A 25,994-nucleotide genomic window follows, 5' to 3' on the forward strand; every position below is an offset into this window, starting at 1 on the left:
AAAGGAGCCTAAGGCTCCTTTTTTGTTTTAATTAATACTATTCCAGTTAATTAGCTGGTCACTTAATTATCAGAATTAAAACTCTTTTAATTGATTTCTACGATAACCAATAGCTATCAACAAAATTAAAATCCAATATAAACTACCACCACTACCTCCTTTTTCAGGATCTGGTGAAGGAATAGGTTCTGTCACTTCTTTTTCTGATACCGTTACTTTTATTATACCAATAGCTTGTGCGTTAAAAGAGTCTTTAATGGTATAGCTAATTTCATCTACGCCAATAAAGTCATTATTTGGAATATACGTCAGCGTATTATCAGTATTAATAGCCACACTACCGTTTTGCGCTACCCCAGATACAAGATTTAGTTGATCATCTTCAGGATCACTGTCATTTTCAAGTACCTTAATTATTACAGATTCACCCTTAAATGTTGTTGCAACATCATCGACTGTTAATGGCGCTTTATTAGCGATAACATCAATGATTACTTCAGCAAAGTCAGCACCGCCTTTACCATCTGAAATTGCATAAACAAGGGTTTCAGTACCTACAAAGTCATTCATAGGTTTATAATACAATTGATTTTCAATGATGGATACTTCTCCTAACACGGCATTCGCAGGATTAATAATTAAAGCATCATTATCTCTATCGGTATCATTAGCTAAAGCATTTATCGTGATAGCTGTATTAACTCTAGTTTGAGCTGCATCATCTACAGCTACAGGCTGATGATTACCATCATAAATAACCGCAACACCGCTAGGATCTACAATCGTACCATTAACTAATTGATCAACATCGTTAGGCCCACCATCTGATATCTGAACTTGCACACACCAATAACCTGCAATTAACCCTAACTCCCAAATCTCAGAGCCTGGAGGAGGACAATATCCATAATCACCTGAAGTAGAAAACACCTTATCTTGACTTGTTATAACAAAGTTTTGCCAATCTCCACTCGCAAGTTGTTTACGGTATAAAGCGTTTGCAGGAATGGGATTAAGTTGTGGAAAAACAATTTTATAACTTTGATCTGTAGGTGATAATCCCTCAACAATAAAGTCATAAACACCACCTGTATTTAAAGCATCGATATCATCAACAGCACCGTTTTCAATCAAAGCACCCGTAATATCGCCATCTATTGCTTTATCACCTAAACGCAAGCAGCCTGCACCTTCACCTTCGATTAAGAAATTACCAGTACTTTTTAAATTTGAAGGTAAAACATTACACTCATTTATCGAATCTAAATAATCAACAATACCATCGCTATCACTGTCATTTAGCCCTTCAACATTATCAGGAATACCATCTAAATCAGTATCTGAACCATCTAAGTCAGCAGCCTCAGGCTCTAATTTGACTGTAATATGCTTAGTCAAAATACTTTCTTGTGTACTTGAATCTATTAAAGTTAAATTAAGCTGATAATTTCGGGTATTTAGTTGGCTAGGATCGAAACTAAAAGTAAAGTCTGAATTATCTGTATCAGTTAATAACAACTCAGTATTAGTCCAGCTATATTGATATTGTTGATTATGATCTGGATGTTCAACTTCAGCACTTATCACTATTAATCCATTTTCTTTATTCACAATGGTACTTTGAATATTATCTTGTTCAACTTTAAGATTAACCAGAGGCAAAATATCATCTTCAGTAATGGTAATAGTGTGTGAAGACTGAACACTTCGATTAACACCATTACCTAACGAAATAATAACCGTCTCATCCTCTTCATCTAATTCATCTTCAAAAACATTAAACGATATTTCACCTACAGTACCTGACTCTATAAATAAAGTGCCATTAGATAAATCATGATCGATATACGTTTGGGCTGTACCACTGACTTTATAGGGAATTGCGAGTGGGTAGCTAGCCGATAGGCCATTCAACTTCACTTCAACAGTAACAGCAAAACCTTCCTTTGCATTTTGCTCTTTAGGTAAAGATATTAAAGGTGCTACAGTTACTTTTTGACTAGTAACCGCTATTTGATTATTACTATCAATTGTTTGCCAAAAAACAGTGCTAACACCCGGTTTAAAGAAAACGTTTTTATCTTTTAATGTAACAGGTAAAGAGCTGCCATTTTTATCTACCGCAGTTGCTGTGCCTAGTTCAACTTCAGTAAAGAGACCTGAAGCATCAACTTCAATATCGTTAGGCTTAGTAATTACTGGTAACTCATTTTCTGGCATATTGATATCAACTAAAACAAGTGCTGAATCTTCACCACCTAAACTATCAGAAACCTGATATTCAATAACCGCTGTACCATTTAAGCCCTCTAGTGGGGTGTAAGTTAAAATACTATCAACCCAAGATACTGAACCTGTTTGTGCATTGGCACCTATAATTTTCAGATTATCACCATCAATATCACTATCATTATTAAGTACCATGATATTAAATGTCTGCCAATTACTTCTAGATACGCGATCGTTATTAGCTAATGGCGCATCGTTTACGGGGTCAACCATAACATCAATTATGATAGGTTCTGATTTTGCAATACCGTCTTGTACTTCAAAAGTGAAACTGTCATCGCCATTAAAGTCACCATTTGGGGTATAAGCTAAAAATGGAGGTTGACCACTGACTATACCATTCGGTGGGTTTTTTATAATTTTGAATATCAAGTCTTGGCTATCAATATCACTACCTGTTAATTTAAATGATATAGATTCATCTTCTAATACTTGTAAAGATTGCTTATCTCCAATCGGAATATCATTAACAGCTTTAACATCCAAATATGTCGTTATAATATCTGAATCCAAATCACCATCACTTGCTTTAAAGGTAAAGCTATCTTCGCCAAAATAGTTTGCAATCGGTGTATAACTTAAATTAGGTAATTCTCCCGTTAAAACCCCATTTTTAGGCTGAGAAATCAGCGTGTAACTAATATTATCACCTTCAATATCTGTTGCTGATACTGTGAAGTTTGTAATTTGATCTTCTATTGCAAAAATAGTTTCTTCGTTGCCAACTGGCGCATCATTAACGGCTTCAACATTAATAGAGATAGTTGCATTAGTTGAATCTAAAACACTATCATTGACTTTAAAAGTAAAGCTATCTTCACCAAAATAATCTTCATTGGGTTGATAAACAACATTAGGGGCATCCCCCGTTAAAGTACCATTTGTAGGTTCTGACATTAAGGTATAAATTAAATTATCTCTATCGGGATCAGTTCCTTTTAATTCTATTGCTAATGCCTTATCTTCTTTAGTAGATACAGTTTCAGCTACAGAGACCGGAGCATCATTAATATTATTAATTTGAATATAAACAGCAGCTGTTGATTTACCATCTTGATCGTCACTGACCTGATACATAAAGAAATCTTCTCCAGCATAATCTAATTGCGGTGTATAAGTGACTTTTCCACTAGCACTAACCTCAGTAGTACCAAATTTTGCTGCAGTCGTAACAATCACAGAGTGAAGTACCAATTGCCCATCTATGTCTTGATCATTTTCCAAGACATCAATTACAACAGCGACCTCTTCATCAGTTTGTGCTTCATCATCATTACTTAAAGGGTTATCATTCACAGTTTCTACAGTTAAAAGCACCGTAGCTATATTTGACTCTGCATTTAGGTCATCTGTTATTTGATACGTAAAACTATCACTACCAAAGAAATTTTCATTTGGGCTATAGGTCAATTGTAATGTTGAAGTATCAATAATCACACTACCTTGAGTGGGTGCTTCTAAAACCTTTATTGATTTAATAGTACCATCTACATCTGAATCATTGCCTATTGCGTTAATATCTAGCGGAATATCTTCTTTGAGTACTACAGTGTCATTAACAGCTATTGGTGCATCATTTATGCTAGTAACGCTTACATTCACATCAGCTTCACTAGATAATGCATTTTCAGTATCTTTAACTGTGTAGGTAAATGTATCTAAACCAAAATAGTCTTTATTTGGGGTATAAATCACACTGCCATCTGATTGAACCTCTACACTACCATTTTTTGGCATTACCACTAATGCAACGCTAGTGATATCCATAGAGCCATCAATGTCTTCATCATTATCAAGCACTTTAACTCTTACACTTGTATCTTCTTCTGTGGTTACTTCATCATTAACGGTTCGAGGCGCATCATTATTGCCTGAAATATTGATACTAACACTTGCTGTATTTGATACCGCACCATGAATATCACTGACAGTATATTCAAAAATATCACTTCCAAAATAGTCATCATTCACTTTATACGTGATTAAACCATTGCTATTCACTGTCGTACTACCAAAAGCAGCCTGAGTAGTCACTGCAACTGTACTGCTACTAATTTCTGCGATGTTATCAACATCTGTATCATTAGTTAAAACCGCTATCACTACCGTATTGTCTTCTGTTACGCTTGTCGTATCATTAACCGCAATCGGTGCATCATTCACACTATTAACCGTTATAGTTACTGGCGTTGCACTGGAAACTGTTCCTCTTAGATTTGTTACAACATAGCTAAATGTATCTAAGCCAAAATAATTATCATTTGGCGTATAAGTCACAATTCCATTTACAGTATTTACAGTAGTTGAGCCATTGGTTGGAGCAGTAACCACAGTAACACTGGCAGGGTTTAAGTCATTACCTAAACCATCATCATTACTCAGTACATCAATTAAAACTTGGTTATCTTCGTTAACAGAAACGATATCTGCTTGAGTTTCATTATCATCATCAAGAATAAATACAGTTTGTTGCTGTACCCCACTTTCGACACCACCATTAACACTTGTGATATCAATGATAATGCTTTCATCTGATTCTTCATTAGTATCTTGAATAGCAGTTAAATTAGTTGAGCCAGTTGTTTGGCCTTGGGTAATTGTAATAGTTGAATTTGGAGTTATATAATCGCTACCGCTTGTTGCTGTACCAGAGTAAGTTAAAGTTATTGTGACGTCTTCAAATGTTGCTTGGTTCAAGGTTGCTGTAATTTCTGTAAAACCTGTCGCTTCAGCAATTGAAGTTGCATTAACATTTAAACTAACATTAGCGGTTTCATCATCTACTAATGTAACTGTTTGCTGTTGTACACCACTTTCACTACCACCAATGACACTCGCAATGTCGATAATAATCGTTTTATTACCTTCTATTGTGGCATTATCTATCGCAGTAATACCTGTATCCGCATTTGCAGATAAAGCGCCGGCTTGAACTGTGATAGAGCTACTTGGTGTATTGTAATCGACAGCTCCTGAAGCTGCTGTTCCTGAGTAAACTAAATTAACAATCACATCTGCATAGGTTTCATTACTTAAAGTAGCAGTGATGTTTGAGGAGCCATCTAGTTCAGATACCGTATTTGAAGCGACTGATAATAGAACAACTGGTGCTGACTGTGCATCAGTGATAGTAACTGTTTGCTGAACGGTTGTGCCAACGGTACCTTCAGATACACTATCTAAAGTTATAATTACCGTTTCATCAACAGCTGCATCATGTAGGTTATCGACTCTGCCGGTAATGGAAATTGATGATGAAGTACTCAATTGAGGAATTAAAATACTGTCTAACTTTGTATAATCCACATCTACCGTTGCAGTTCCTGAAAATGACAAACTAGCATTTATTGATGCTGGCCATTGATTATTTAAACTGCCACTCAAAGTTGCTACGGCATTAGATACGCCGCTATTTTCTAAAATAGAATTTGAAGAAACACTTAAGTTCACTTCTGGATAATTTGCATAAATCGCATCTGCGTTTTGTGCAATAGCTGTTGTATATTGATTACTTTGAATATTACCACTATCTTGTAAAATCACATCGACCGAAATATCTGCACCACTAATGACATCATTACCACCATCAGCAATAACATAAGCAGCAGAATAGTTATTATTTCCTAGATCAGCGAAATTAGTTAAACTCACACCGTTAACCGCGCCTGACACAAGCGTTAAACCAGTCTGATCTGCAAAAATTGTTACAGTAACACTATCGCCAACTTTATGAATGGAATTAGGTAAAGAAACACCTGTAACAATAGGGGCAGCATTAACCGATTGAGAATTAAAACCAGATAATAATATGATTAACAAAATCGTAAATGGCAGTATTTTCATAGTTTTCACTTTTAGATGAAATAAGTAATTAGCTTTCGTTATTAACTTTTAAAATATAATTTTAAGTGCTATTGGCTAAATATATGAGTCTGAATTTAAATTATCACCTCATAACCAAGCTTTCAATCGAAAACGATAAGCTATAAATCATGCAAGAAAGAAACCAATAAAAGTAATTACTGCCAATATCTTATATATTAATTAATAAAAAATTTAGATATTGAAAGGATTTAACACTCTATATTTCGGGGCTTAAGTAAAGTTAAGCACTCTTTGGTAATAATTTATCAACATTAAATATAGGGAAGTCGGGTGGTGTTTGAGGGAGTTTTATTGGCCTTTGCAATAAATAGCCTTGCATTAGATTAATGCCTAAGGTTTTCAATAATAATAGCTCTTCATCTCTTTCGATACCTTCAGCAATCACTTGTGTACCAGTTTCCTTTGCTAATTCAATAATCATTTTCAAAAAGGTTTTTTTTACAAAACTCTGATCGCAACGATCTATGAAATACCTGTCAATCTTCACAATATCAGGTAATAACTCTGACCACTGCTTTAATCCAGAGTAACCTGCACCTAAATCATCTATGGCAATGGCAAAACCTAACTCCCTATAATGCTGAATTGTTTGTTTGAATAATGCATCATCGGCAACTTTTTCTTGTTCTGTCACTTCAATAATTACACGATTTGTAGCGAGATCATTTTGCGCTAACAGATTTAGTGTTTCTCCTTTCGGGTGAGCGGGATCTAATAAAACATTAGGACTTACGTTTAAAAGAAGCTTGCCCTCTAGCTTTAAATTAGCAAAATTTACTATCGCTTTTTTACGACATAATAGCTCTAGTTCTGATATTTTTTGCTCTACTGATGCGAGTTTGAATAATGCTTCAGGTGATTCTAATACTGAATTTTCAGGACCTCGACTTAATGCCTCATATCCTAAAATAGTTTTATTACCAAAATCAAAAACTGGTTGAAATACAGTTGTGATCATTTCGTTTTTAATTATCTCAGTAAAAAAATCTGCATCAGAGCGCATAACTATGTACCTAATTTATTTGATGCTATGATTGTATGAAATTTACATGACAGTTTTATTGCAAAAAAAAGCGACTCAATTGAGTCGCTTATAAAAGGTCGATAAATTTAGAAATGCTTATGGCATTTCATCAAATTCAGCACCTTCTTTTTCAACTACTTCAGGTATCATATCGTGTTTACTTACACCTAGTGCTACTGCTACTGCACTTGCAACATAAATAGAAGAATAAGTACCAACAAATACACCAAATAATAATGCTGTAGCGAAACCATGAATGATTTGGCCACCCCAAACAAATAAGGCAATTAATACAAGTAATGTTGTGATTGATGTAACTAATGTACGATTAAAAGTTTGCGTTAGAGACATATCAATAATTTCTAACGTATCGTCAATACGCACTTTACGGAAGTTTTCACGAATACGGTCAGATACAACAATCGTATCATTCAATGAATAACCAATTACCGCTAAAATCGCCGCTAATACCGTTAAATCAAACTCTAAACCCAGTAATGAGAACAGACCAACAGTCAAAATAACATCATGCGCAAGTGCTGCAACAGCACCTAAAGCAAAGCGCCATTCAAAACGCATAGCAACATAGATTAAGATACAAATAAGCGCAGTCAGCATAGCTAAGCCACCTTGCTCTTTTAAATCTTCACCTACACTTGGACCTACAAACTCAATTCGACGCATTTGTGCATTTTCATCAACAAGCATCATCGCATCCATCAATTGATTACCTATGACTTCTGCTTTTACGTCTTTTCCACGCTCTGCTAATCGAATTAATACATCCGTACTAGTACCGAACAGCTGTAATGATGCATCAGGGAAACCATTTTCAGATAATACTGTACGGATTTTATTTAGATCGGCTGGTTGTGAAAAACCAACCTCTACAGATGTACCGCCTGTAAAATCTAAGCCAAGCTCTAATCCTTTACCAAAAAATATACCGATTGAAGATATCATCAATATGGCCGAAAATATCATGGCGATTTTACGTTTCGCCATGAAACCTATCGTGCCTTTAACATTTAATAATTGCATGTATATTCTCTCTTATATCGACAGCGTATCTAGGCGTTTTCCACCCCAGATCAAGTTAACAACGGCACGAGTACCTACTATCGCAGTAAACATCGACGTTAGAATACCTATTGCAAGTGTCACAGCAAAACCAGCTATCGGACCAGTACCTACAGCGTACAAAATCACAGCTGCAATTAATGTTGTAATATTGGCATCTAAAATTGTACTAAAGGCACTGTTATAACCTTCATGAATAGCTTGCTGTGGACTACGCCCTTCAGCTAACTCTTCACGTATACGTTCGAATATAAGCACGTTAGCATCAACGGCCATACCAACTGTCAGTACAATACCTGCAATACCTGGCAAAGTTAACGCGGCATCAGGAATAAGTGACATTACACCAAATATCAGAACAAGATTTGCAGCTAGCGCTAAGTTAGCCACTAAACCAAATTTACGGTAATACATAAACATAAATGCAAGTACTAAAGCAAAACCTAATACAACAGCTGTCATACCTTTTTCAATATTTTCTTTACCTAAGCTTGGACCAACAGTACGCTCTTCAACAATTTGAATTGGCGCTACAAGTGCACCGGCACGAAGTAATAAACTTAAAGTATGTGCTTCAGCTGGATTATCTAAACCTGTAATACGGAATGAACGGCCTAAGCGAGCTTGAATAGTTGCGACATTAATAACTTCTTCAACCTTGATAGGTGGCAATGCTTTGCCATTTTTATCTTTTTTACCAGACGGTTTATATTCGATAAAAACAGTTGCCATGCGCTTACCTTGAGCTGTTTTAGTAAAGGCTGACATTTTATTTCCGCCCTTACTGTCTAACTGAATATTAACCTGTGGGCGACCATTTTCATCATTACCAGACTGTGCGCCAGTAATATGAGAGCCACCTAAAATAATACGTTTTTTCAGTAAAACAGGGTAACCTTGACGATGCATGATAATTTCAGAACCTGGTGGTACACGACCTGCAGCTGCGTCACGTACATCTGAATTTTCGTCAACTAAGCGAAATTCTAGAATAGCTGTAGCGCCTAAAATCTCTTTGGCACGTGCAGTATCTTGAATACCTGGTAATTGTACAATTATGCGTTCAGCACCTTGACGCTGTACATTTGGTTCAGCAACACCAATTTGATTTACACGATTACGAATAATTGTTTCATTTTGCTTGATTGCATAAGTTTGTATTTCTTTTAATTTGATATCACTTAAGCTAACAACAAATGCTAAATCATTACTGCGATCATCAGTAAATATGTAATCTCTATAACTATCTTTTAAGAATCTTTCCGCTTTATCTTTTAGCTCAGCAGTACGCATTACAACTTGTACTTTATCTTGGCCACTTACACGACGGATCGTTCTATAACGAATTTTTTCACCACGTAAGTCACTGCGAAAATCTTGAACCATAGTTTCCATAGATTTATTAACGGCAGTTGCCATATCCACTTCCATCGTGAAATGAACACCACCGCTTAAATCTAGACCTAGCTTCATAGGTGAACCACCTAAACTTGCTAACCATTTAGGTGTATCTGGTATCATGCTAATTGCAGATATATAACCATCACCCAAAACATCCCTTAAAACATCTTGTGCTTTAAGCTGTGAATCTACATCTTTAAAACGGATTAAAACTTGATCTTTAACCAGTTCAGACGATTTTAATTCTATATTATTATCAGTCATCGTTTTAGATACAGTATCTAAAACAGCTAAATCGGCTGTTGCGCCTTTTGCACCTGATATTTGTATTGCCGGATCACGACCATACAAGTTTGGAGATGAGTATATTAAACCAATAATCACTATCGCCAATACCATCAAGTACTTCCATAATGGGTACTTATTCACCTGTTGTATCCTTCTTATTTTTTATAAGTAGGCTATAAATAAAAATTTATAGCCTAAGTTAAACTATTGTTTAACACACAAATCATCTTATAAAGATTTCATTGTGCCTTTTGGTAACACAGCTGAAACTGCTGATTTTTGTACAGTAACTTGTGTTTGGTCATTTAAAGCAATTACTACAAAATCTTTATCATCAGCAACTTTAGAGATTTTGCCTACTAAGCCACCTTGCGTAAGTACTTCATCGCCTTTACCAAGTGCGCTCATTAATGATTTATGCTCGTTAACACGCTTAGCTTGTGGGCGATAAATTAAAAAATAAAATACTAAGCCGAAAAGCGCTAGCATAATTAACATTTCGTAACCGCCACCTGGCGCTGCTGCTGGCGCATCAGCTGCGTATGCATTTGACATAAAAAAACTCATAAAAACCTCTTTAGTATTACTATTTTTGAATATGTTATAGATTGGGCTTGTGCCCATAAATTACAAGGCAGCAAAGCTGCCTTGTCGCTTAATTAAGTATTTTCTTTTAGTTCTGGTACTTCTTGGCCTCGAATGGCATAAAAGTTTTCAACAAATTCAGTTAATTTACCTTCACTGATTGCATCACGTAAACCTTGCATCAGGCGCTGATAATAACGTAAATTATGAATTGTATTCAATCGCGAACCTAAAATTTCATTACATTTGTCTAAATGGTGTAAGTATGCACGAGAGTAATTTTTACATGTATGACAGTCACACTCAGAATCAACTGGGCCTGTATCAGTTTTATGCACCGCATTACGGATTTTTACGATACCATCTGTAATGAATAAAAAGCCATTTCGTGCATTTCGTGTTGGCATAACACAATCGAACATATCGATACCACGACGAACTGCTTCTACTAAGTCTTCAGGTTTACCTACGCCCATTAAATAACGCGGTTTTTCTTCTGGCATTTTATAAGCACATTCATCAAGAATATTGATCATGTCTTCTTTTGGCTCACCAACAGATAAACCACCTAATGCATAACCATCAAAACCGATTTCTTCCAAACCCTTTTGAGATTGCGCTCTAAGCTCTGGATACATACCGCCTTGAATAATACCAAATAACGCAGCTGGACTTTTACCGTCTTCAACATTGTTATGCTCAGCTCTAGAACGCTTAGCCCAACGCTGAGATAATTCCATTGAATCTTTAGCTTCTTTTTCAGTTGCAGGGTACGGCGTACATTCATCAAATATCATTACAATATCTGAACCTAAATCACGCTGAACTTGCATTGATTTTTCAGGTGTCAGCATGATTTTGTCACCGTTTACCGGAGAGCTAAACATGACACCTTCTTCAGTGATTTTTCTCATTTTACCTAGGCTGAAAACCTGAAAACCACCTGAATCGGTTAAGATTGGCTTATCCCAGTTCATAAAGTCATGTAAATCACCGTGCTGTTTAATGATTTCAGTACCAGGACGAAGCATTAAGTGAAAAGTATTACCTAGACAAATATGCGCACCAGTTTCTTTTACTTCATCTGGCGTCATGCCCTTTACAGTACCGTATGTACCCACAGGCATAAAAGCAGGGGTTTCTACTACGCCACGATCAAAGATCAGGCGACCACGACGGGCTTTACCGTCAGTACGGTCTAATTCAAATTTCATTGTTACCTCGTTTGCCGGAAAAACAGTCCAACTAATTTAGGGATTATACGCTCAAAACATACCAAGATGCTTGAGTATAAACGCGCGATTTTACATGGTTTAGGGGGGCTGGTGCAAGTTAGATTCTATGAGTAGGTCAGTTAAAGGGTTTGAGTGTTTTATGCAAAAGATAAGTTACCGATAAATCGCTAACTTATCTTTAATGATTTTAATTTGGATTATTTTGTTTTTGGCTCTAAAAACATCGCATCACCGTATGAGAAAAAACGATATTTTTCATCTATCGCCACTTGATAAGCATGTTTTATATTATCAAAACCAGAAAATGCACTTACAAGCATTATTAATGTAGATTCTGATAAATGGAAGTTAGTGATCATCGCATCCACTAATTTAAATTCATAACCTGGATTAATGAATATATCTGTATCACCATAAAAACTAGTCAGCTCACCTTCTGACTTCATTGCTGCTGATTCTAAAGATCGTACTGAAGTTGTACCTACAGCAATAATACGTCCACCGCGTTTTTTAGTTGCTTTAATAGCCTCAACAACTGAATCTGGCACTTCAATATACTCAGAATGCATTACATGTTCGTCTATTGTTTCAACTTTTACAGGCTGAAAAGTTCCCGCTCCAACATGTAAAGTCACAAAGGCCATATCAACGCCTTTATCTTTTAATTTTGCCATTAAAGCATCATCAAAGTGTAAACCTGCAGTAGGCGCAGCAACAGCACCCGGCTTTTCACCGTAAACTGTTTGATAGCGCTTTCTATCTTTTTCAGTATCGGGACGGTCAATGTAAGGCGGTAAAGGCATATGCCCGATTTTATCTAGAATATCTAATACGCTTTCTTCCCCACTAAATTCAAGTTCAAATAAAGAACCTTGACGCTGAACCATAGTCGCCTTTGCAATGCCCTCTAAAATCAGTTCATTGCCAGGCTTAGGTGATTTACTTGCACGAATATGTGCGAGCACGCGATGTTCATCAAGCACGCGCTCAACTAACACTTCCACTTTACCACCTGAAGCTTTTTGGCCAAACATTCTTGCAGGGATCACTTTAGTATTATTAAAAATTAATAAATCATCTTTATTAACAAAATCTATCATGTCACTGAATACATGGTGAGCAAGTTTGCCAGTGTTACCATCAAGTTTTAATAAACGACTACTGCTTCGATCTTCTTTTGGAAATCTAGCGATCAGTTCATCGGGTAATTCAAAGCTAAAATCAGCTACACGCATCAGGTTTTATATCCTATCAATTAAAATGACTAAAATTTATTACGACTTACTCAAAGGAAATCTCATGCAAGCTATTCATCAGTTAACTCAAAGCTAAAATCAGCTACACGCATCAGGGTTCATATCCTATCTATTAAAAAGGCTCTTCTCAAAATTTCCGTTACTAGAAACAATCAGAGTAAGTAGATTAAAAATCGCGCCAATTTTAGAGATTCCCTTGCTTTAAAGCAACCTTTCATCGTGTTGCTCTTTTAAATTAGTTTCATTAGCATTATGCTAATTATCGATATAACTTCACTTACTAGAGGCTGCCAAGTATGGCTGTTCAGCTTAAACTATTGATCTTAGATACAAGCTTGAAACAACGAAATATAATAAAAAATGCGCTTGCGCACCTCAATGTATTTAAAGTATTAGAAGTAAAAAATAGTGACGAAGCACTATCTTTGTTAAAAAAACAGGCTGTCGACTTAATAATCACAGGATTAAATGTTGGTAACATAGATGGCTGGCGATTTGCTCGCATGATCCGATCAGGTCTATTAAGAACCCCTAAAAATACGCCTATCGTATTAACTGCCTCCAATCATTTTGAACGTATTGCTGATACTACAGCCCGAAGTTATGGTATTGATGCTGTGGTTACAGAACAAAAAATGCAGCAGTTGCCACAGATTTTAGCCAATGTACTTTCTAGTCATTTAGAAAAAAGTAGTCGATTAACCCTTCTATTAATAGAACCCAACCAACTTCAAGCTGATGAAATCTCACTTTACTTAAAAGATACTTTTATAGTTAGCCAAGTCACCAATGCTAAAGATGCAATGGCATTATTTCAGCAAAATACATATTCAATTATATTAATAAATTCAATAGCACAATTAATACCTTGCGCAGAAGATTTAGTTTCCTCATTCTTAACCGCAAAAGCAAACCAAGCAATTGTAACCATCATAGATACTGATGATGCTAATGTGGCAGAACAGCTTTTATTATCTGGAGTAAGTGATTTTATTCGCGTGCCATATAGCCAGCCTTTATTAAATAAAGTATGTGATCAAGCTGCTCGCCGAGAAGACTTTATGGTAAGTTATGCTGAGTTTGCTTCAAAGGTAGAGCAGTTAAGCCAAAGCCAGCAAAGATATAAAGATTTATTTTCAGCACACCAAAGAATATTGCATCATTTAAATACCGTAGTAATAGAATTAGATGGCCAAGGCACGATTCGATTTATCAATCCTGCCTGGGAGGCATTATTAGGCCATGACTTTAAAAGCAGTCTAACAAAAGATTTAAGCCAATTTTGTATCCAAGAGTTTAAAAATACATTACAAAATAGTATTGCAGCCATTTTAAGTGGACAGTTTGCTCAGCAAACTCTGCAGTTACAACTACAACACAAGTTAGGCCATCCTATTTGGGTTGAATGTCGTTTACAATCAATTAAAAGCGATAAAACCCGCACAAGCATTACAGCAAGCATAGATAACATCCATGAGCGTAAACAGGCTGAGTTTCAGTTACAGCATTTGGCTTTACACGATACATTAACGGGTTTACATAATCGTCACTACTTTGATTTATCACTTAATCAGTTATGCAAAGATACATTAGATAACAAACAACATGCATTACTCTATATCGATTTAGATCACTTCAAAGTTATTAATGATTCTTTGGGCCACCAACAAGGTGATATTGTACTTAAAAAAGCAGCTAAATTATTTCAACATGTGATAACTGAAGGTCATATTTTATGCCGTATTGGAGGTGATGAATTTGCAGTCCTGTTACAAGATATCGAATTATTAGATGCTTATGCGATTGCAGAAGACCTATGCCAATCTATCGAAAAATATCAATTTAAAACTCTAGATCGCGATTATTCTATGAGCTGCTCAGTTGGTTTAACGATGATTTCTAATTATAACAAAGATGCCAATGAATGCCTTAAACAATCTGATATTGCTTTATATGTTGCTAAAAATAGAGGCCGTAATTTAGTTCATTGCTTTAGTGCAAGTGACGATGATAGCGAAAAAATGATGTCAAAATTAGCTTGGACTCGCCAAGTAAGATTAGCATTAGAGCAAGATCAAATTGAGCTACACTTCCAACCTATTTGGGATTTTAAACAACATAAAGTTGCCTATTTTGAAACCTTGCTAAGATTAAGGATTAACGACGAACTAATATATCCAAATCAATTTATCCCTCCTTTAGAGCTTATATCTGATATGAACTTGTTAGATCACAGTGTTGTAAAAACTGCTATCTCAAATGCAGCACATCACCCTATACTCAATAAAATTGCAATTAACTTATCAGCGCAAGCATTTTCAGATGAAGGGCTACTCCCTTTAATTGAAGATACACTTAAGCACTATAAAGTTGATCCAAAAAGAATCGTTTTTGAAATCACTGAATCTGCAAGTATTAGTAACTTAACTGCAACGCGCACTATGATTGAACATTTAAAAATATTAGGCTGTGGATTTTCAATTGATGATTTTGGAACTGGTTTCAGTACTTTCAGTTATTTAAAACAACTACCTGCAGATCAGGTTAAAATTGACGGTTCATTTGTAAAAGATATGCTTAACGATCCAATAGATCTTGCCTTAGTAAAAGCAATTAAAGATATAAGCCACTCATTAAATAAAACATGTGTTGCTGAATTTGTCGAAGACTTATCAACTTTCAATGCTTTAAAAGATATTGGAGTTGATTATGCACAAGGATACTTAATTTCAAAACCCTTAAAGGCACAAGATATAGCTGAGCACTTAAAAAAAATAACACTTTTAAAAACAGCTAATTAAACTATTTAAAACATATTTTTTCATTTTTAAACCTTCTCAAATTGATACCTAGTCTATACTAAGTTGCAAAGGATATGATTTAATAATGAGGAGTCAGGAATGACAATGTTTATAGTATTACTATTGTTAGCTAACGGATTAATAGCCTATTACTGTTACTTAAACGCGAAACTTAAAGGGTACCCCGTCATTACCTTTTTAGTTTTAGGCACTTTACCCTATTTTAATTTAGTTGTATTAGTGTATTTACTTTTCTTACCTAATCTAAAAAACCATCCTGATATTGAAGAAAATAGCATTATAAGTTAATCAAAATTATCAGTATTTATAAAATCTGTACTATAAAACAACCCACCTTTTATCTTATAAAGATGGGTTGTTTTATATTATCAACTTAATATCACCAACCTAGATTACGCTATACTCTTCTCACTAATCTAAAAATGATAGTTAACTGATTTTTCTAGTAACTGAGCAGCATTAATATCGCCTACAACACATGATTTAATATCTTTTTTAGTAAAAATATAAATTGCATCACTTTTATTACTCCCTGCGTTTTTCAAAACAAAATTGACACTTTCACTATTTGGTAAATTTCTGAGTCCTGCACCATAGTCACATAAACTGATTGATAATGTTTTTTTAATCGTGGTTAAAGCTAATTGCTTTTTCTTTTGTGCTTTCGCTTGATTTTTGGTTTTGTTTTCACGAATAGTCTTTTTTAGCTTTTTCTGTTGTTTGTCTAGTTGCTTCTTTTGCTCTTTTAACTCTTTGACTTGAACTTCTAATTTACTTTTACGCTGTTCGAGTTCAGTTATATCTTCCTGATCAGCATTACGTCGCTCAAAGCTGATATCTCGCGCTTCTCTTTCTGTAGAGCGGATCTCATGATCAACATCTCGCTCTCGCTCAGCCAGCTCACGGATATGCTCACCAGTTTCAGCAATTGCCTCTAGCGCTGAGCTATAAGCCTCCCTTGAAATAGACAGTGCCTGCTCTCTTATCTCTTCTATTTGTGTATCATCAAAATCAAAGTCTATTGGCGCAACAGGTGCTACAGGCAAAATATTCGACCAACTAAAATTATTTTTACCAAAAGATCGTGCATCAAGCTTAAAAGTAATGCCTTGTGAAACCAAGTACTGTGATTCTATATGGCGCAAACCTAAGTTTTTATCTTCGGCAAACGATGCTTTTAAAATATTACTCATGATATTGATTTCTCTTTTGATTTTTTCTAAATCAACTGAAACCTCTTTTGAGTTCACTGTTGTGCTAAAAAGTGCAACAGCGAGGCCAGATAAGATAAACTTTTTCATATTATTGCTCCAATATTATATTTTGTGCGACTGCTGTTGAATCTTGATTTTCAACTTGCTCAGCCAAATCATTAAGTTGTAACTTGATCAGGGTTTGATCTTGATTTCTTTGTTCTTTCAAATAAGTAATCAAGGTATTAATATCTTCTCTGCGTTCAATACGTCCCGTATCAATTGCTTGTTGCGCCATTTTCCAAGCTTGTTGCGAATTGTCTTTTTGAATTTGACTCAGCATGTGTTTCAATTCATTAAATTGAAGTGCTTGCTTATCTGCTTGATTAAAAGTAATTGAAACTCCTTCATTTGAAATATCTAACTGTGCCTGAGTGACAACTAAAGTACACAAAACAAATGATATGGCTAACATCGCACCATTAAGCCAATTGAGGTTAAAACCAGTACCTTTAGCTGAAGGTTTTTCAAAAAAAGTCTGCTCTTTATTCCATTGAGGTACTTCAGTTTCTTTATATTCAATCTCTTGCGAATGCCATTGCCTCGCATTTTTATACATCTGGCTAAAAACAGGATCTTGTTGTAGCAACTTTTCATTACTCGCAGACAGCTCTCCCGTGTCTAACCAAGTATCAAATATTGTATTTAAATCAGGCATTAACTCACCTCCAAATGCGGCTTTAACTTATTAAGAGCACTATATAATCGAGACTTAACTGTATTACTTGAAACATCTAACTGTTGCGCTATTTGCTCAAAGGTATAATTTTGAAAAAACTTTAATTCAATCACATTTCTTTGTTCCCAAGGTAATTGAGACATCGCATTAATCACTTGTTCATTACTTTGAACTTTAAATAATGAAGCTTCTGGGCAATCTTTATCAGAGTCATTTATCAGTTCAGGTAAATCATCTAGTTGTTGGCAAACCTTGCGCTTTCGATAAAATTCTATGCAACGAAAATGTGCAATTCGTATTGCCCAAGTTTTAAAGCTACTATCAAAACGAAAACTATCTAAACTCTTGTAAATACTGATAAAAGCTTCTTGTAACATATCAACAGCATCATCAGGGTTTCCTAACATCCGTAAGCAGTAATGATAAATCGGCTTTTCAAACTCTTCGACTAACTTAAGCCAAGCCTTTTTATCTCCTTGTTTCGCTTTATTAATAAGCTTTTTTTCTGATTGAAAAAACACGTAGCTCCTAAGTTTTTTTCTTATTAGTCGACTTGCTAATAAAAAAAGTTTGGAAAAAAATAAAAAAAATTAAGATTGCACTAAACTTCTATTTAGCACCATGAACAAAATTGCCAGTAAACAAGGAGTAAGTATGTCATTAACACTCGACATGAGCCGAATAGATAGCGCATTAGAGGGGTTTACCATACCACCTAGGCCTGACATGTTAAAACAAGTTCAGGAAGAAGTTGAAAAAGATGAGCCTAATTTAAAGGCCATCTCCCAATATATAAATCAAGATATTGGCATTGCAGGATTTACACTTAAAGTAGTTAACTCGCCACTATTTAGTTTACCAAGGAAAATATCAACAATAGAACATGCTTGTATGTTTTTAGGTTTAAAAAGGCTTATTAAATTAGTTAATAGTATCGTTTTAAGGTTTACGCTCAGTGCTGGCAGTGAAGAGATATTCACTGAAAAGTTATGGAATAGTTCAATGAAAATAGGCAACGCAAGTCTAATACTAGCGCAACACTTTGAGTTAGAAAAAGACTTTTCTGATGATTGTTATACCGCAGGATTATTCCACAATGCAGGCATGGCGCTTATTTTTTCACAAAGCGCTAATTATCCAAAGCTATTAAAACAAGCATACTTAGATAGCGCCATTATCGGTGAATTTGAAGAAGCTAACTTTGATACTTCTCATGAAGTTTTAGGATTTTTAATTGCGCAATCATGGGGGTTAAATAGTGAAATAAGCAATGTAATTGCTTATCATCATAGTCCTAATATTATGCTGGCAACAGGGGAAGCATCAGAACAACAAATGTTTGCCATTTTAAAGCTTGCCGAACATATGACTAATTCAACTGAAATCCTCACTGGCGTAAATCCTGATAATGAATGGGAGAAATTCTCCACTCAAATCTTAGATGTTTTACATTTAGAGGATTTTCAATTATTAGATTTAGGCGAAACCTTATTTAATGCAGGTATAGATAACATTTATCATGTTTAATTTTTAAAGACATTTATCTTTGATAAATGGTGCAACTTTATCACTGAACAGTCTAAAATCACGGATCCGACCTGTAGTTTTTCGCCACAGTAGCCCTATCTCACGATAGGCATCATCTTGTGCAGACATATAACGCATGTTTTTATGATCTAGAATACCCGCATTAATTGCCATTTGCGGTAAAAAAGTCACGCCTAACTTATTTTCAACCATGCTTAGTAAAGTATGTACATTAGTTGCTACAAATGGGTTAATACATTGGCTTTCACTTAAATGGCAGGCACTTAAAGCATGTTCTGTCATACAATGCTCTCGTGCCAATAAAAAGACACTCGATTTAGGCAATAAATTAAAATCGATTACCTCGCTTGGTGCGTCAAAATCTTGGTGCATCACTAAATTAAACTTATCTTGTGCTAAAATTTTGATATGAAACTTATTAGTATCATAAGGCAAGGCTAAAATTGTTAAATCTACCTGTCCTTTTTCTAATTTACCGAGCAAATTATCACTCGTATCTTCGATTAAAACCAGCTCTAAATCAGGAAATTCCGTTTGACAAAAATGATACAAATCAGCAGCAATAAAGCTAGCTATCGTTGGTATTAAGCCTAATGTTAATTTACCCGATAAAGGCGTTAAAAAACTTTTAGTAAGCTCTTTTACACTAATGGTATCATCTATGATTTTTTTAGCGCGCTCTACAACTTCTTCACCGATTGGAGTGAACATTAAGCTGCGATTTTCTCTTTCAATAAGTTGACAACCTAAGTTTTCTTCAAGGTTTTGAATTGCGCTACTTAGCGTTGATTGGCCAATAAAACATGCTTGCGCTGCTCGACCAAAATGCTGCTGTTGATGTACAGCTAAAAGGTATTGTAATTGTTTAATACTTGGTAAATTATTCAAAATTTAACCCTTATAAAGATATCGCGATACCAATGAAAATAATAAATCCAACATGGTGATTATTTAAAAATGCCTTAAAGCATAAACTAGGCTCTCTATTTTTAATTAGCCATTGCTGATACATAAATAGGCCACTTGCTAACATCAAGCAGAGATAAAACAGTTCAGATAATTTATATTCTAGAGCGATATAAACTGATAAAAAGAGCGTGACGAATTGTAATAACCCTATAATGAACTTATCGAACCGACCAAATAAAATAGCTGTAGATTTTATACCTATTTTCACATCATCATTTTTGTCCACCATGCCATACATAGTGTCATAGGCAACAGTCCAACATAGGTTTGCTAAATATAAAACCCAAGCTTGCATAGGAATATGTCCAAGCACAGCCATGTAAGCCATCGGAATAGACCAACTAAAAGCAGCTCCTAATATCACTTGAGGCAAATGGGTAAACCGTTTCATAAACGGATAGCAAAAAGCGAGCGCTAAACCACCAAAAGATAATAAGACAGTTTGCCAGCTCAATAATAAAACAATAGAAAATGCAGCTAATATTAAAACGATAAATAACTGTATAGCCTCTGCTGAAGTCACCTTTCCTGATGCTAACGGGCGCATTTTAGTACGTTCGACATGACCATCAACTTTACGATCAGCAAAGTCATTGATCACACAACCTGCACTTCGCATAATAAAAACACCCAAGCTAAATACAACTAAATGCAACCAATCGGGTATACCATCACTTGCCAACCATAAAGCCCAATAAGTTGGCCAAAGTAATAATAAAGAACCGATTGGCTTATCGGTTCTCATTAATTGTTTATAATATTTCCAGTTACTTAACTGTAAATGCCATTTCATCATGATTATTCTATTTTTTAAAAATTAAGTTTTAGTTTCAAGAAAAGAGCCTGGCAAAAATATTTCACAGACTAATAATTTTTGCGACTCTAAAGATAAAACACTTCGCCTTCCCCAGCTGTTAAGCTCATCTAAGTTGAGCATTTTAGCGACATTTGCGATTGGATGCATTGCATTAAACTTTGCTATTTCTATGATATCTCGATTAATGGAAGGATCTTTAAATATCTGCTCTCCTAAAGGTTTTGTTCCTAAAGTCCCTAAGTTATGATTTGATAATTGCTGTTCATCCAATGGAATCCAACTTTGTGCATACACTTGTGGTTTAGTATCACAATATAAAATCACTTCACGAAATAATGCGTTCTGGATATCTACTTTAAGTATATCTGCTTGTTCTAAAGTTAATTTCTGAACAATTTCACTTAATACTTTAACTTCAAAATATTGGCTATTTTGTTTTAGCCTGGCAGTCAGAGAGCTTGTTTCAAACAACCAGTTTATTTCAGTTTCATTTAACTCATCAATAACAGAATCAAACCAATTATTATCAAGTGTTAGGGGATAATCGAGCACGATACAACAACCAAAAAAATAAGACATGAGATCATAAAATAATTTATCCATATTTGATATGAATAAAATAGATAAAGCTATGAGATTATTTTTCAGAGTTTGTTATAATTCATAAAAGTTATTGTATTGTAGCTATTTAATTAAATATATTAATAATAATCAAAATTTATAGAGAGTACTTAATGCGTCCTTTGGCTTTGTTACTGTGTGCTATCACATTTTCCCTAATCAGCTTTACCAGTTCTGCTGCCTCAAACTTAGGTTATTATGGGTTTGAGCCAGATATAACAACAAATTATATTGGTACTTCTAATAAAAAATTAGGCTTTGTTCGTGTGACAGTTGAACTTATGTTGCTAGATATGAGCAACCTAGAAATAGTTGAACATCATACGCCTTTATTACGAGATGCGATTGTAGAGATCTTAAGTAAAGAACCTGAAGATAAAGTAAAGTCATTGGTTGGCCGAGAAGAAATTAGAAAAAAATGTGCTGAAGCAATTAAGAAATTATTAAAAGTTGAAACGGGACAAGAGATCATTCGTGACGTGCTTTTTACCAAATACCTATATAACTAGGTATTCTTGGAGAGAGTTATAATAAAATAGCTCTCCCCTATGCTTATTATAAGTTAGCTATTTATTTTTGCCTTCAAAAAAGCAAAAAGCATACCGGTTAATAAACCAAATAAATGTGCCCAATTAGCCATACCCACAAATAAAACATCGGCAAAACCCAGTAACATCCAAACTAGCATAAAACCAACAATCGGCTTTGCGATAACAATGCCAGCGCTCGGTTTAAGCCAGCCATAAATCCAACAAAATCCTAACAGTGCATATACAACACCTGATAATCCACCAAAATTAGGACCGACTAATAAGTATTGCGCCCAATTACTGACTATCGCACTGAATAAAAATATAATTAGTAACTGTGATTTTCCTAAAGATTTTTCAATTTGATCACCTAATTGCATCCACCACATTAAATTAAAAATAATATGAATTGCAGAGAAGTGAATTATCGCAGGTGTGATCCAATTTATTGGATTATATGGTTGAAACTGTAATAGAGTAAATAAAGTCTCAAAACCGCCAAACATAAAGGCCATATAAATAACAATCGAAGTAACCGTAATACTTTGATTAAACCAACTCAGCGCATTAAAGCGCTGCTTTATATTAAGTGAAGACCCTGTGTATTGAAATGGCGCATTCGACACTCCTGCATCCCATGATGCTGCAAGATACTTATCTTGATTCGGATCATCATCAAACTCTAACCATAATTGATGAGCCTGATCATAAACGTCTTCATTCACTAATATCGCAGCTTGTTTTTCCTGCCCTTTTACAAGTTGCGCATCAATATTTTGTGTTTTTAAGTAATCAATAAAACCTTGAGCAGCTCTAATATTATCTAGCTGAGCTAATAAAATCATAACCCTTACCTTAAGTTTGCGTTGCTTTTATAGCATGTTTAAAAAACTAAAGAGCTCATCCATATTAAGAATTTTAAGCCTTAGCGACATCACCAGGGAACTTAGATGCCCAATCAGTAAAACCACCTACTAAGCTATATACATCTTCAAAATCTTGACCTATAAGATAGTTCGCAGCACCTTGAGAGCTTATTCCATGATAGCAAACCACTATAATTGGTTGTTCAAAATCACGTTCCATCATAAATTGTGCAATATTTTCATTTGAAACATTTATTGAATTTGGAATATGCGCTTCATTAAACGAGTTAACATCTCTAATATCTGCGATCACTAAATTATCTTCCGATAAACGTTCTTTTAATTGTGCACAATCAATTGCTTTAAATGTCATGATTTACCTTTAACTGTTTTATACTTACTTTGCGAATAAAAAAGCGCAAATAAATTTGCGCTATCATTTTATACTTTCTATCGACTTAAGACTAATCCCAATTAAGGATCACTTTGCCTGATTGTCCAGAGATCATAGTATCAAAGCCTTCTTGGAAGTCATTTATATGGAATTCATGGGTAAGAATTGGATTTAAGTCTAAACCAGATTGAATTAAGCTGGCCATCTTGTACCAAGTTTCAAACATTTCACGACCATAAATACCTTTGATCACTAAGCCCTTAAAAATCACTTGGTTCCAGTCAACAGCCATATCTGAAGGAGGAATACCTAACATGGCAATTTTACCGCCATGATTCATGTTATTAAGCATAGAGTTAAAAGCTGATGGTACACCTGACATTTCAAGGCCTACATCAAAGCCTTCAGTCATATCAAGCTCAGCCATCACATCTTCAAGCTTTTCAGTTGCAACATTAACAGCACGAGTCGCACCCATTTTACGCGCTAGCTCAAGTCTATATTCATTTACATCAGTGATCACAACATGGCGAGCACCAACATGTTTAGCAACCGCAGCCGCCATAATACCAATTGGACCAGCACCAGTAATTAATACATCTTCACCCACTAAATCAAAAGAAAGCGCGGTATGAACAGCATTGCCAAATGGGTCAAATATTGCAGCTAGCTCATCTGAGATATTACTTGGAATTTTAAAAGCATTAAAAGCAGGGATCACTAAATATTCAGCAAAAGCACCTTCGCGGTTAACACCAACACCAGTAGTATTACGACATAAATGTACACGACCTGCGCGACAGTTACGACAATGACCACATGTAATATGACCTTCACCAGATACACGATCGCCAACAGTAAAGCCACGAACTTCTTGACCCATATCTACTACTTCACCAACATACTCATGACCTACAACCATAGGTACTGGAATGGTATTTTGTGACCACTCATCCCATTTATAAATATGTACGTCAGTACCACAAATAGCTGTTTTACGTATTTTAATTAATAAATCATTATGGCCAACTTCAGGTTTTGGCACATCTGTCATCCAAATCCCAGGTTCAGCCTTTAACTTTGATAATGCTTTCATGATTAGATCACTCCCATCTCTTTACCGATGCGAGTAAAGGCAGAAATCGCTTTATCTAGTTGTTCTTTAGTATGTGCAGCAGATATTTGAGTACGAATACGTGCCTGACCTTTTGGTACTACCGGGAATGAAAAACCAGTTACATAAATGCCTTCAGCTAATAATTTATCAGCCATATCAGAAGCTAATTTAGCATCACCTAACATTACAGGAATAATAGCGTGATCTTTACCGCCACATGTAAATCCAGCAGCTTCCATTTGTTCACGGAAGTAAGCAACGTTATCCCATAATGTTTTACGAAGTTCGCCGCCATCAGCAAGCATATCTAATACTTTAATTGATGCATTTACAATTGATGGCGCTAATGAGTTTGAAAATAAGTAAGGGCGAGAGCGTTGGCGTAACCATTCAACAATTTCAGCCGTTGCTGCAGTATAACCACCTGAAGCACCACCAAGTGCTTTACCCAAAGTACCTGTCACAATATCAACACGATCCATAACACCACAGTACTCAGCTGTACCACAGCCATTTTCGCCAACAAAACCGACAGCATGAGAATCATCTACCATAACTAATGCATCATATTTATCAGCTAAATCACACACAGCAGCTAAATTACAAATCACGCCATCCATTGAGAATACGCCATCTGTTGCGATTAATTTAGTTTTTGCACCCGCAGCATCAGCAGCGATTAACTGCTCTTCTAATGCAGCCATATCGTTATTTGCGTAACGGAAACGCTTTGCTTTACATAAACGCACACCATCAATGATAGAGGCATGGTTTAAAGCATCTGAAATAATCGCATCATCAGGGCCTAATAAAGTTTCAAATAAACCCGTATTTGCATCAAAACATGAAGAATATAAAATTGTATCTTCTGTTTTTAAGAAGTTGCTGATTTTTTGCTCTAGTGTTTTATGTATATCTTGGGTACCACAAATAAAACGCACAGAAGCAACACCAAAACCATGCTGATCTAAACCTTGCTGCGCTGCTGCAATTAAATCAGGATGATTTGCTAAACCTAAGTAGTTATTCGCACAAAAGTTAATAACCTGTTCACCAGAACTTACAGTGATCTGAGCTTGCTGTTGAGAAGTAATAATACGCTCATTTTTATACAAACCATCAAGTTTTACTTGTTCGATTTGTTGCTTTAACTGATCATAAAATGCAGATGCTCTCATCTGTTTCTCCAAAATTTGAACGGATAATTAACTAAATTGCATACTTTATGCAAATTAACTGTTTTAATAATAAATTCGGCCTAGTTTAAAAGTTTAGCCTGTTAAATGCACTCTCTATTGATATGAGTAAGATCAATGTAATACATTAAAATTATTT

20 protein-coding genes and 1 pseudogene are annotated in these 25,994 nt (G+C 35.2%); 4 read left to right on the plus strand and 17 right to left on the minus strand.

The window, feature by feature from the left end:
• Positions 1–75 precede the first annotated feature (75 nt).
• The 7 genes and pseudogenes from KO527_RS11300 to queA form a co-directional block, all read right to left on the minus strand.
• On the minus strand, positions 76–6,132 hold the full coding sequence (locus KO527_RS11300; protein ID WP_216040400.1) for an Ig-like domain-containing protein: 6,057 nt from the start codon (positions 6,130–6,132) through the stop codon (positions 76–78).
• A gap of 334 nt (positions 6,133–6,466) precedes the next feature.
• Positions 6,467–7,177 (minus strand): annotated as a pseudogene (locus KO527_RS11305) (EAL domain-containing protein); the annotation flags it as partial.
• Positions 7,178–7,294: 117 nt separating this feature from the next.
• A complete protein-coding gene (gene secF, locus KO527_RS11310) occupies positions 7,295–8,239 on the minus strand; it encodes a protein translocase subunit SecF (protein ID WP_216040402.1) in 945 nt (314 codons plus the stop codon).
• A 12-nt stretch (positions 8,240–8,251) separates the two neighbouring features.
• Positions 8,252–10,108: a protein translocase subunit SecD gene (gene secD / locus KO527_RS11315; protein WP_354668615.1), complete on the minus strand. Its 1,857-nt coding sequence runs from the start codon at positions 10,106–10,108 to the stop codon at positions 8,252–8,254.
• 87 nt (positions 10,109–10,195) lie between these two features.
• Positions 10,196–10,534: a preprotein translocase subunit YajC gene (gene yajC, locus KO527_RS11320; RefSeq protein ID WP_216040403.1), complete on the minus strand. Its 339-nt coding sequence runs from the start codon at positions 10,532–10,534 to the stop codon at positions 10,196–10,198.
• A 92-nt stretch (positions 10,535–10,626) separates the two neighbouring features.
• Entirely contained in the window at positions 10,627–11,766 is a 1,140-nt protein-coding gene (tgt, locus tag KO527_RS11325) for a tRNA guanosine(34) transglycosylase Tgt (protein ID WP_216040404.1), read from the minus strand.
• Positions 11,767–11,984: 218 nt separating this feature from the next.
• Positions 11,985–13,022 carry a tRNA preQ1(34) S-adenosylmethionine ribosyltransferase-isomerase QueA gene (gene queA, locus KO527_RS11330; protein ID WP_216040405.1) on the minus strand — a complete coding sequence of 346 codons (1,038 nt, stop codon included), beginning with the start codon at positions 13,020–13,022 and terminating at the stop codon, positions 11,985–11,987.
• A 317-nt stretch (positions 13,023–13,339) separates the two neighbouring features.
• On the opposite strand from queA, the gene KO527_RS11335 reads away from it, so the two are divergent.
• Together KO527_RS11335 and KO527_RS11340 are read left to right on the plus strand one after the other, a co-directional pair.
• Positions 13,340–15,844: an EAL domain-containing protein gene (locus KO527_RS11335; protein ID WP_216040406.1), complete on the plus strand. Its 2,505-nt coding sequence runs from the start codon at positions 13,340–13,342 to the stop codon at positions 15,842–15,844.
• A 99-nt stretch (positions 15,845–15,943) separates the two neighbouring features.
• Positions 15,944–16,153, plus strand: a complete 210-nt coding sequence (locus tag KO527_RS11340) for a hypothetical protein (RefSeq protein WP_216040407.1) — start codon at positions 15,944–15,946, stop codon at positions 16,151–16,153.
• Between the two features lie 128 nt (positions 16,154–16,281).
• Here the strand turns inward: KO527_RS11340 and KO527_RS11345 are convergent, their stop codons facing one another.
• From KO527_RS11345 to KO527_RS11355, 3 genes are read right to left on the minus strand one after another with little or no spacing between them, the layout of a single operon-like run.
• Complete coding sequence (locus KO527_RS11345; RefSeq protein WP_216040408.1) at positions 16,282–17,166, minus strand: hypothetical protein; 885 nt, start codon at positions 17,164–17,166, stop codon at positions 16,282–16,284.
• A gap of 1 nt (position 17,167) precedes the next feature.
• Positions 17,168–17,776, minus strand: coding sequence for a hypothetical protein (locus KO527_RS11350; RefSeq protein ID WP_216040409.1), 609 nt, complete (start codon positions 17,774–17,776; stop codon positions 17,168–17,170).
• Positions 17,776–18,318: a sigma-70 family RNA polymerase sigma factor gene (locus KO527_RS11355; RefSeq protein ID WP_216040410.1), complete on the minus strand. Its 543-nt coding sequence runs from the start codon at positions 18,316–18,318 to the stop codon at positions 17,776–17,778. Before KO527_RS11355 ends, KO527_RS11350 begins: the two co-directional genes overlap by 1 nt.
• 133 nt (positions 18,319–18,451) lie before the next feature.
• Between KO527_RS11355 and KO527_RS11360 the strand changes: the two genes are divergently transcribed.
• Positions 18,452–19,324 carry an HDOD domain-containing protein gene (locus tag KO527_RS11360; RefSeq protein ID WP_216040411.1) on the plus strand — a complete coding sequence of 291 codons (873 nt, stop codon included), beginning with the start codon at positions 18,452–18,454 and terminating at the stop codon, positions 19,322–19,324.
• 3 nt (positions 19,325–19,327) lie between these two features.
• Here KO527_RS11360 and KO527_RS11365 read toward each other — a convergent pair whose 3' ends face one another.
• Genes KO527_RS11365 through KO527_RS11375 form a run of 3 tightly spaced genes read right to left on the minus strand, consistent with a single transcriptional unit; the run spans position 19,328 to position 21,683 of the window.
• Complete coding sequence (locus tag KO527_RS11365; protein WP_216040412.1) at positions 19,328–20,233, minus strand: hydrogen peroxide-inducible genes activator; 906 nt, start codon at positions 20,231–20,233, stop codon at positions 19,328–19,330.
• A 10-nt stretch (positions 20,234–20,243) separates the two neighbouring features.
• Positions 20,244–21,110 carry a 4-hydroxybenzoate octaprenyltransferase gene (gene ubiA / locus KO527_RS11370; RefSeq protein ID WP_216040413.1) on the minus strand — a complete coding sequence of 289 codons (867 nt, stop codon included), beginning with the start codon at positions 21,108–21,110 and terminating at the stop codon, positions 20,244–20,246.
• 21 nt (positions 21,111–21,131) lie between these two features.
• Positions 21,132–21,683 carry a chorismate lyase gene (locus KO527_RS11375; RefSeq protein ID WP_216040414.1) on the minus strand — a complete coding sequence of 184 codons (552 nt, stop codon included), beginning with the start codon at positions 21,681–21,683 and terminating at the stop codon, positions 21,132–21,134.
• Between the two features lie 182 nt (positions 21,684–21,865).
• On the opposite strand from KO527_RS11375, the gene KO527_RS11380 reads away from it, so the two are divergent.
• A complete protein-coding gene (locus KO527_RS11380) occupies positions 21,866–22,261 on the plus strand; it encodes a flagellar basal body-associated protein FliL (RefSeq protein ID WP_216040415.1) in 396 nt (131 codons plus the stop codon).
• A 53-nt stretch (positions 22,262–22,314) separates the two neighbouring features.
• Here the strand turns inward: KO527_RS11380 and glpG are convergent, their stop codons facing one another.
• From glpG to KO527_RS11400, 4 genes are all read right to left on the minus strand, one after another.
• Positions 22,315–23,127 carry a rhomboid family intramembrane serine protease GlpG gene (gene glpG / locus KO527_RS11385; RefSeq protein ID WP_216040416.1) on the minus strand — a complete coding sequence of 271 codons (813 nt, stop codon included), beginning with the start codon at positions 23,125–23,127 and terminating at the stop codon, positions 22,315–22,317.
• A 73-nt stretch (positions 23,128–23,200) separates the two neighbouring features.
• Positions 23,201–23,521, minus strand: a complete 321-nt coding sequence (gene glpE, locus KO527_RS11390; RefSeq protein WP_042151760.1) for a thiosulfate sulfurtransferase GlpE — start codon at positions 23,519–23,521, stop codon at positions 23,201–23,203.
• 91 nt (positions 23,522–23,612) lie between these two features.
• Positions 23,613–24,638: an L-threonine 3-dehydrogenase gene (gene tdh / locus KO527_RS11395; protein WP_042151757.1), complete on the minus strand. Its 1,026-nt coding sequence runs from the start codon at positions 24,636–24,638 to the stop codon at positions 23,613–23,615.
• 2 nt (positions 24,639–24,640) lie between these two features.
• A complete protein-coding gene (locus tag KO527_RS11400) occupies positions 24,641–25,837 on the minus strand; it encodes a glycine C-acetyltransferase (RefSeq protein WP_216040417.1) in 1,197 nt (398 codons plus the stop codon).
• Positions 25,838–25,994: the final 157 nt, after the last annotated feature.

It is taken from the genome of Pseudoalteromonas sp. C2R02 (assembly GCF_018860845.1).
Classification (GTDB): domain Bacteria; phylum Pseudomonadota; class Gammaproteobacteria; order Enterobacterales; family Alteromonadaceae; genus Pseudoalteromonas.

Coding starts and splice junctions, on each gene's coding strand:
- KO527_RS11300 (WP_216040400.1), bottom strand. CDS start 6,132: ATGAAAATACTGCCATTTACGATTTTGTTAATCATATTATTATCTGGT.
- secF (WP_216040402.1), bottom strand. CDS start 8,239: ATGCAATTATTAAATGTTAAAGGCACGATAGGTTTCATGGCGAAACGT.
- yajC (WP_216040403.1), bottom strand. CDS start 10,534: ATGAGTTTTTTTATGTCAAATGCATACGCAGCTGATGCGCCAGCAGCA.
- tgt (WP_216040404.1), bottom strand. CDS start 11,766: ATGAAATTTGAATTAGACCGTACTGACGGTAAAGCCCGTCGTGGTCGC.
- queA (WP_216040405.1), bottom strand. CDS start 13,022: ATGCGTGTAGCTGATTTTAGCTTTGAATTACCCGATGAACTGATCGCT.
- KO527_RS11335 (WP_216040406.1), top strand. CDS start 13,340: ATGGCTGTTCAGCTTAAACTATTGATCTTAGATACAAGCTTGAAACAA.
- KO527_RS11340 (WP_216040407.1), top strand. CDS start 15,944: ATGACAATGTTTATAGTATTACTATTGTTAGCTAACGGATTAATAGCC.
- KO527_RS11345 (WP_216040408.1), bottom strand. CDS start 17,166: ATGAAAAAGTTTATCTTATCTGGCCTCGCTGTTGCACTTTTTAGCACA.
- KO527_RS11350 (WP_216040409.1), bottom strand. CDS start 17,776: ATGCCTGATTTAAATACAATATTTGATACTTGGTTAGACACGGGAGAG.
- KO527_RS11360 (WP_216040411.1), top strand. CDS start 18,452: ATGTCATTAACACTCGACATGAGCCGAATAGATAGCGCATTAGAGGGG.
- ubiA (WP_216040413.1), bottom strand. CDS start 21,110: ATGATGAAATGGCATTTACAGTTAAGTAACTGGAAATATTATAAACAA.
- KO527_RS11380 (WP_216040415.1), top strand. CDS start 21,866: ATGCGTCCTTTGGCTTTGTTACTGTGTGCTATCACATTTTCCCTAATC.
- glpG (WP_216040416.1), bottom strand. CDS start 23,127: ATGATTTTATTAGCTCAGCTAGATAATATTAGAGCTGCTCAAGGTTTT.
- glpE (WP_042151760.1), bottom strand. CDS start 23,521: ATGACATTTAAAGCAATTGATTGTGCACAATTAAAAGAACGTTTATCG.
- tdh (WP_042151757.1), bottom strand. CDS start 24,638: ATGAAAGCATTATCAAAGTTAAAGGCTGAACCTGGGATTTGGATGACA.
- KO527_RS11400 (WP_216040417.1), bottom strand. CDS start 25,837: ATGAGAGCATCTGCATTTTATGATCAGTTAAAGCAACAAATCGAACAA.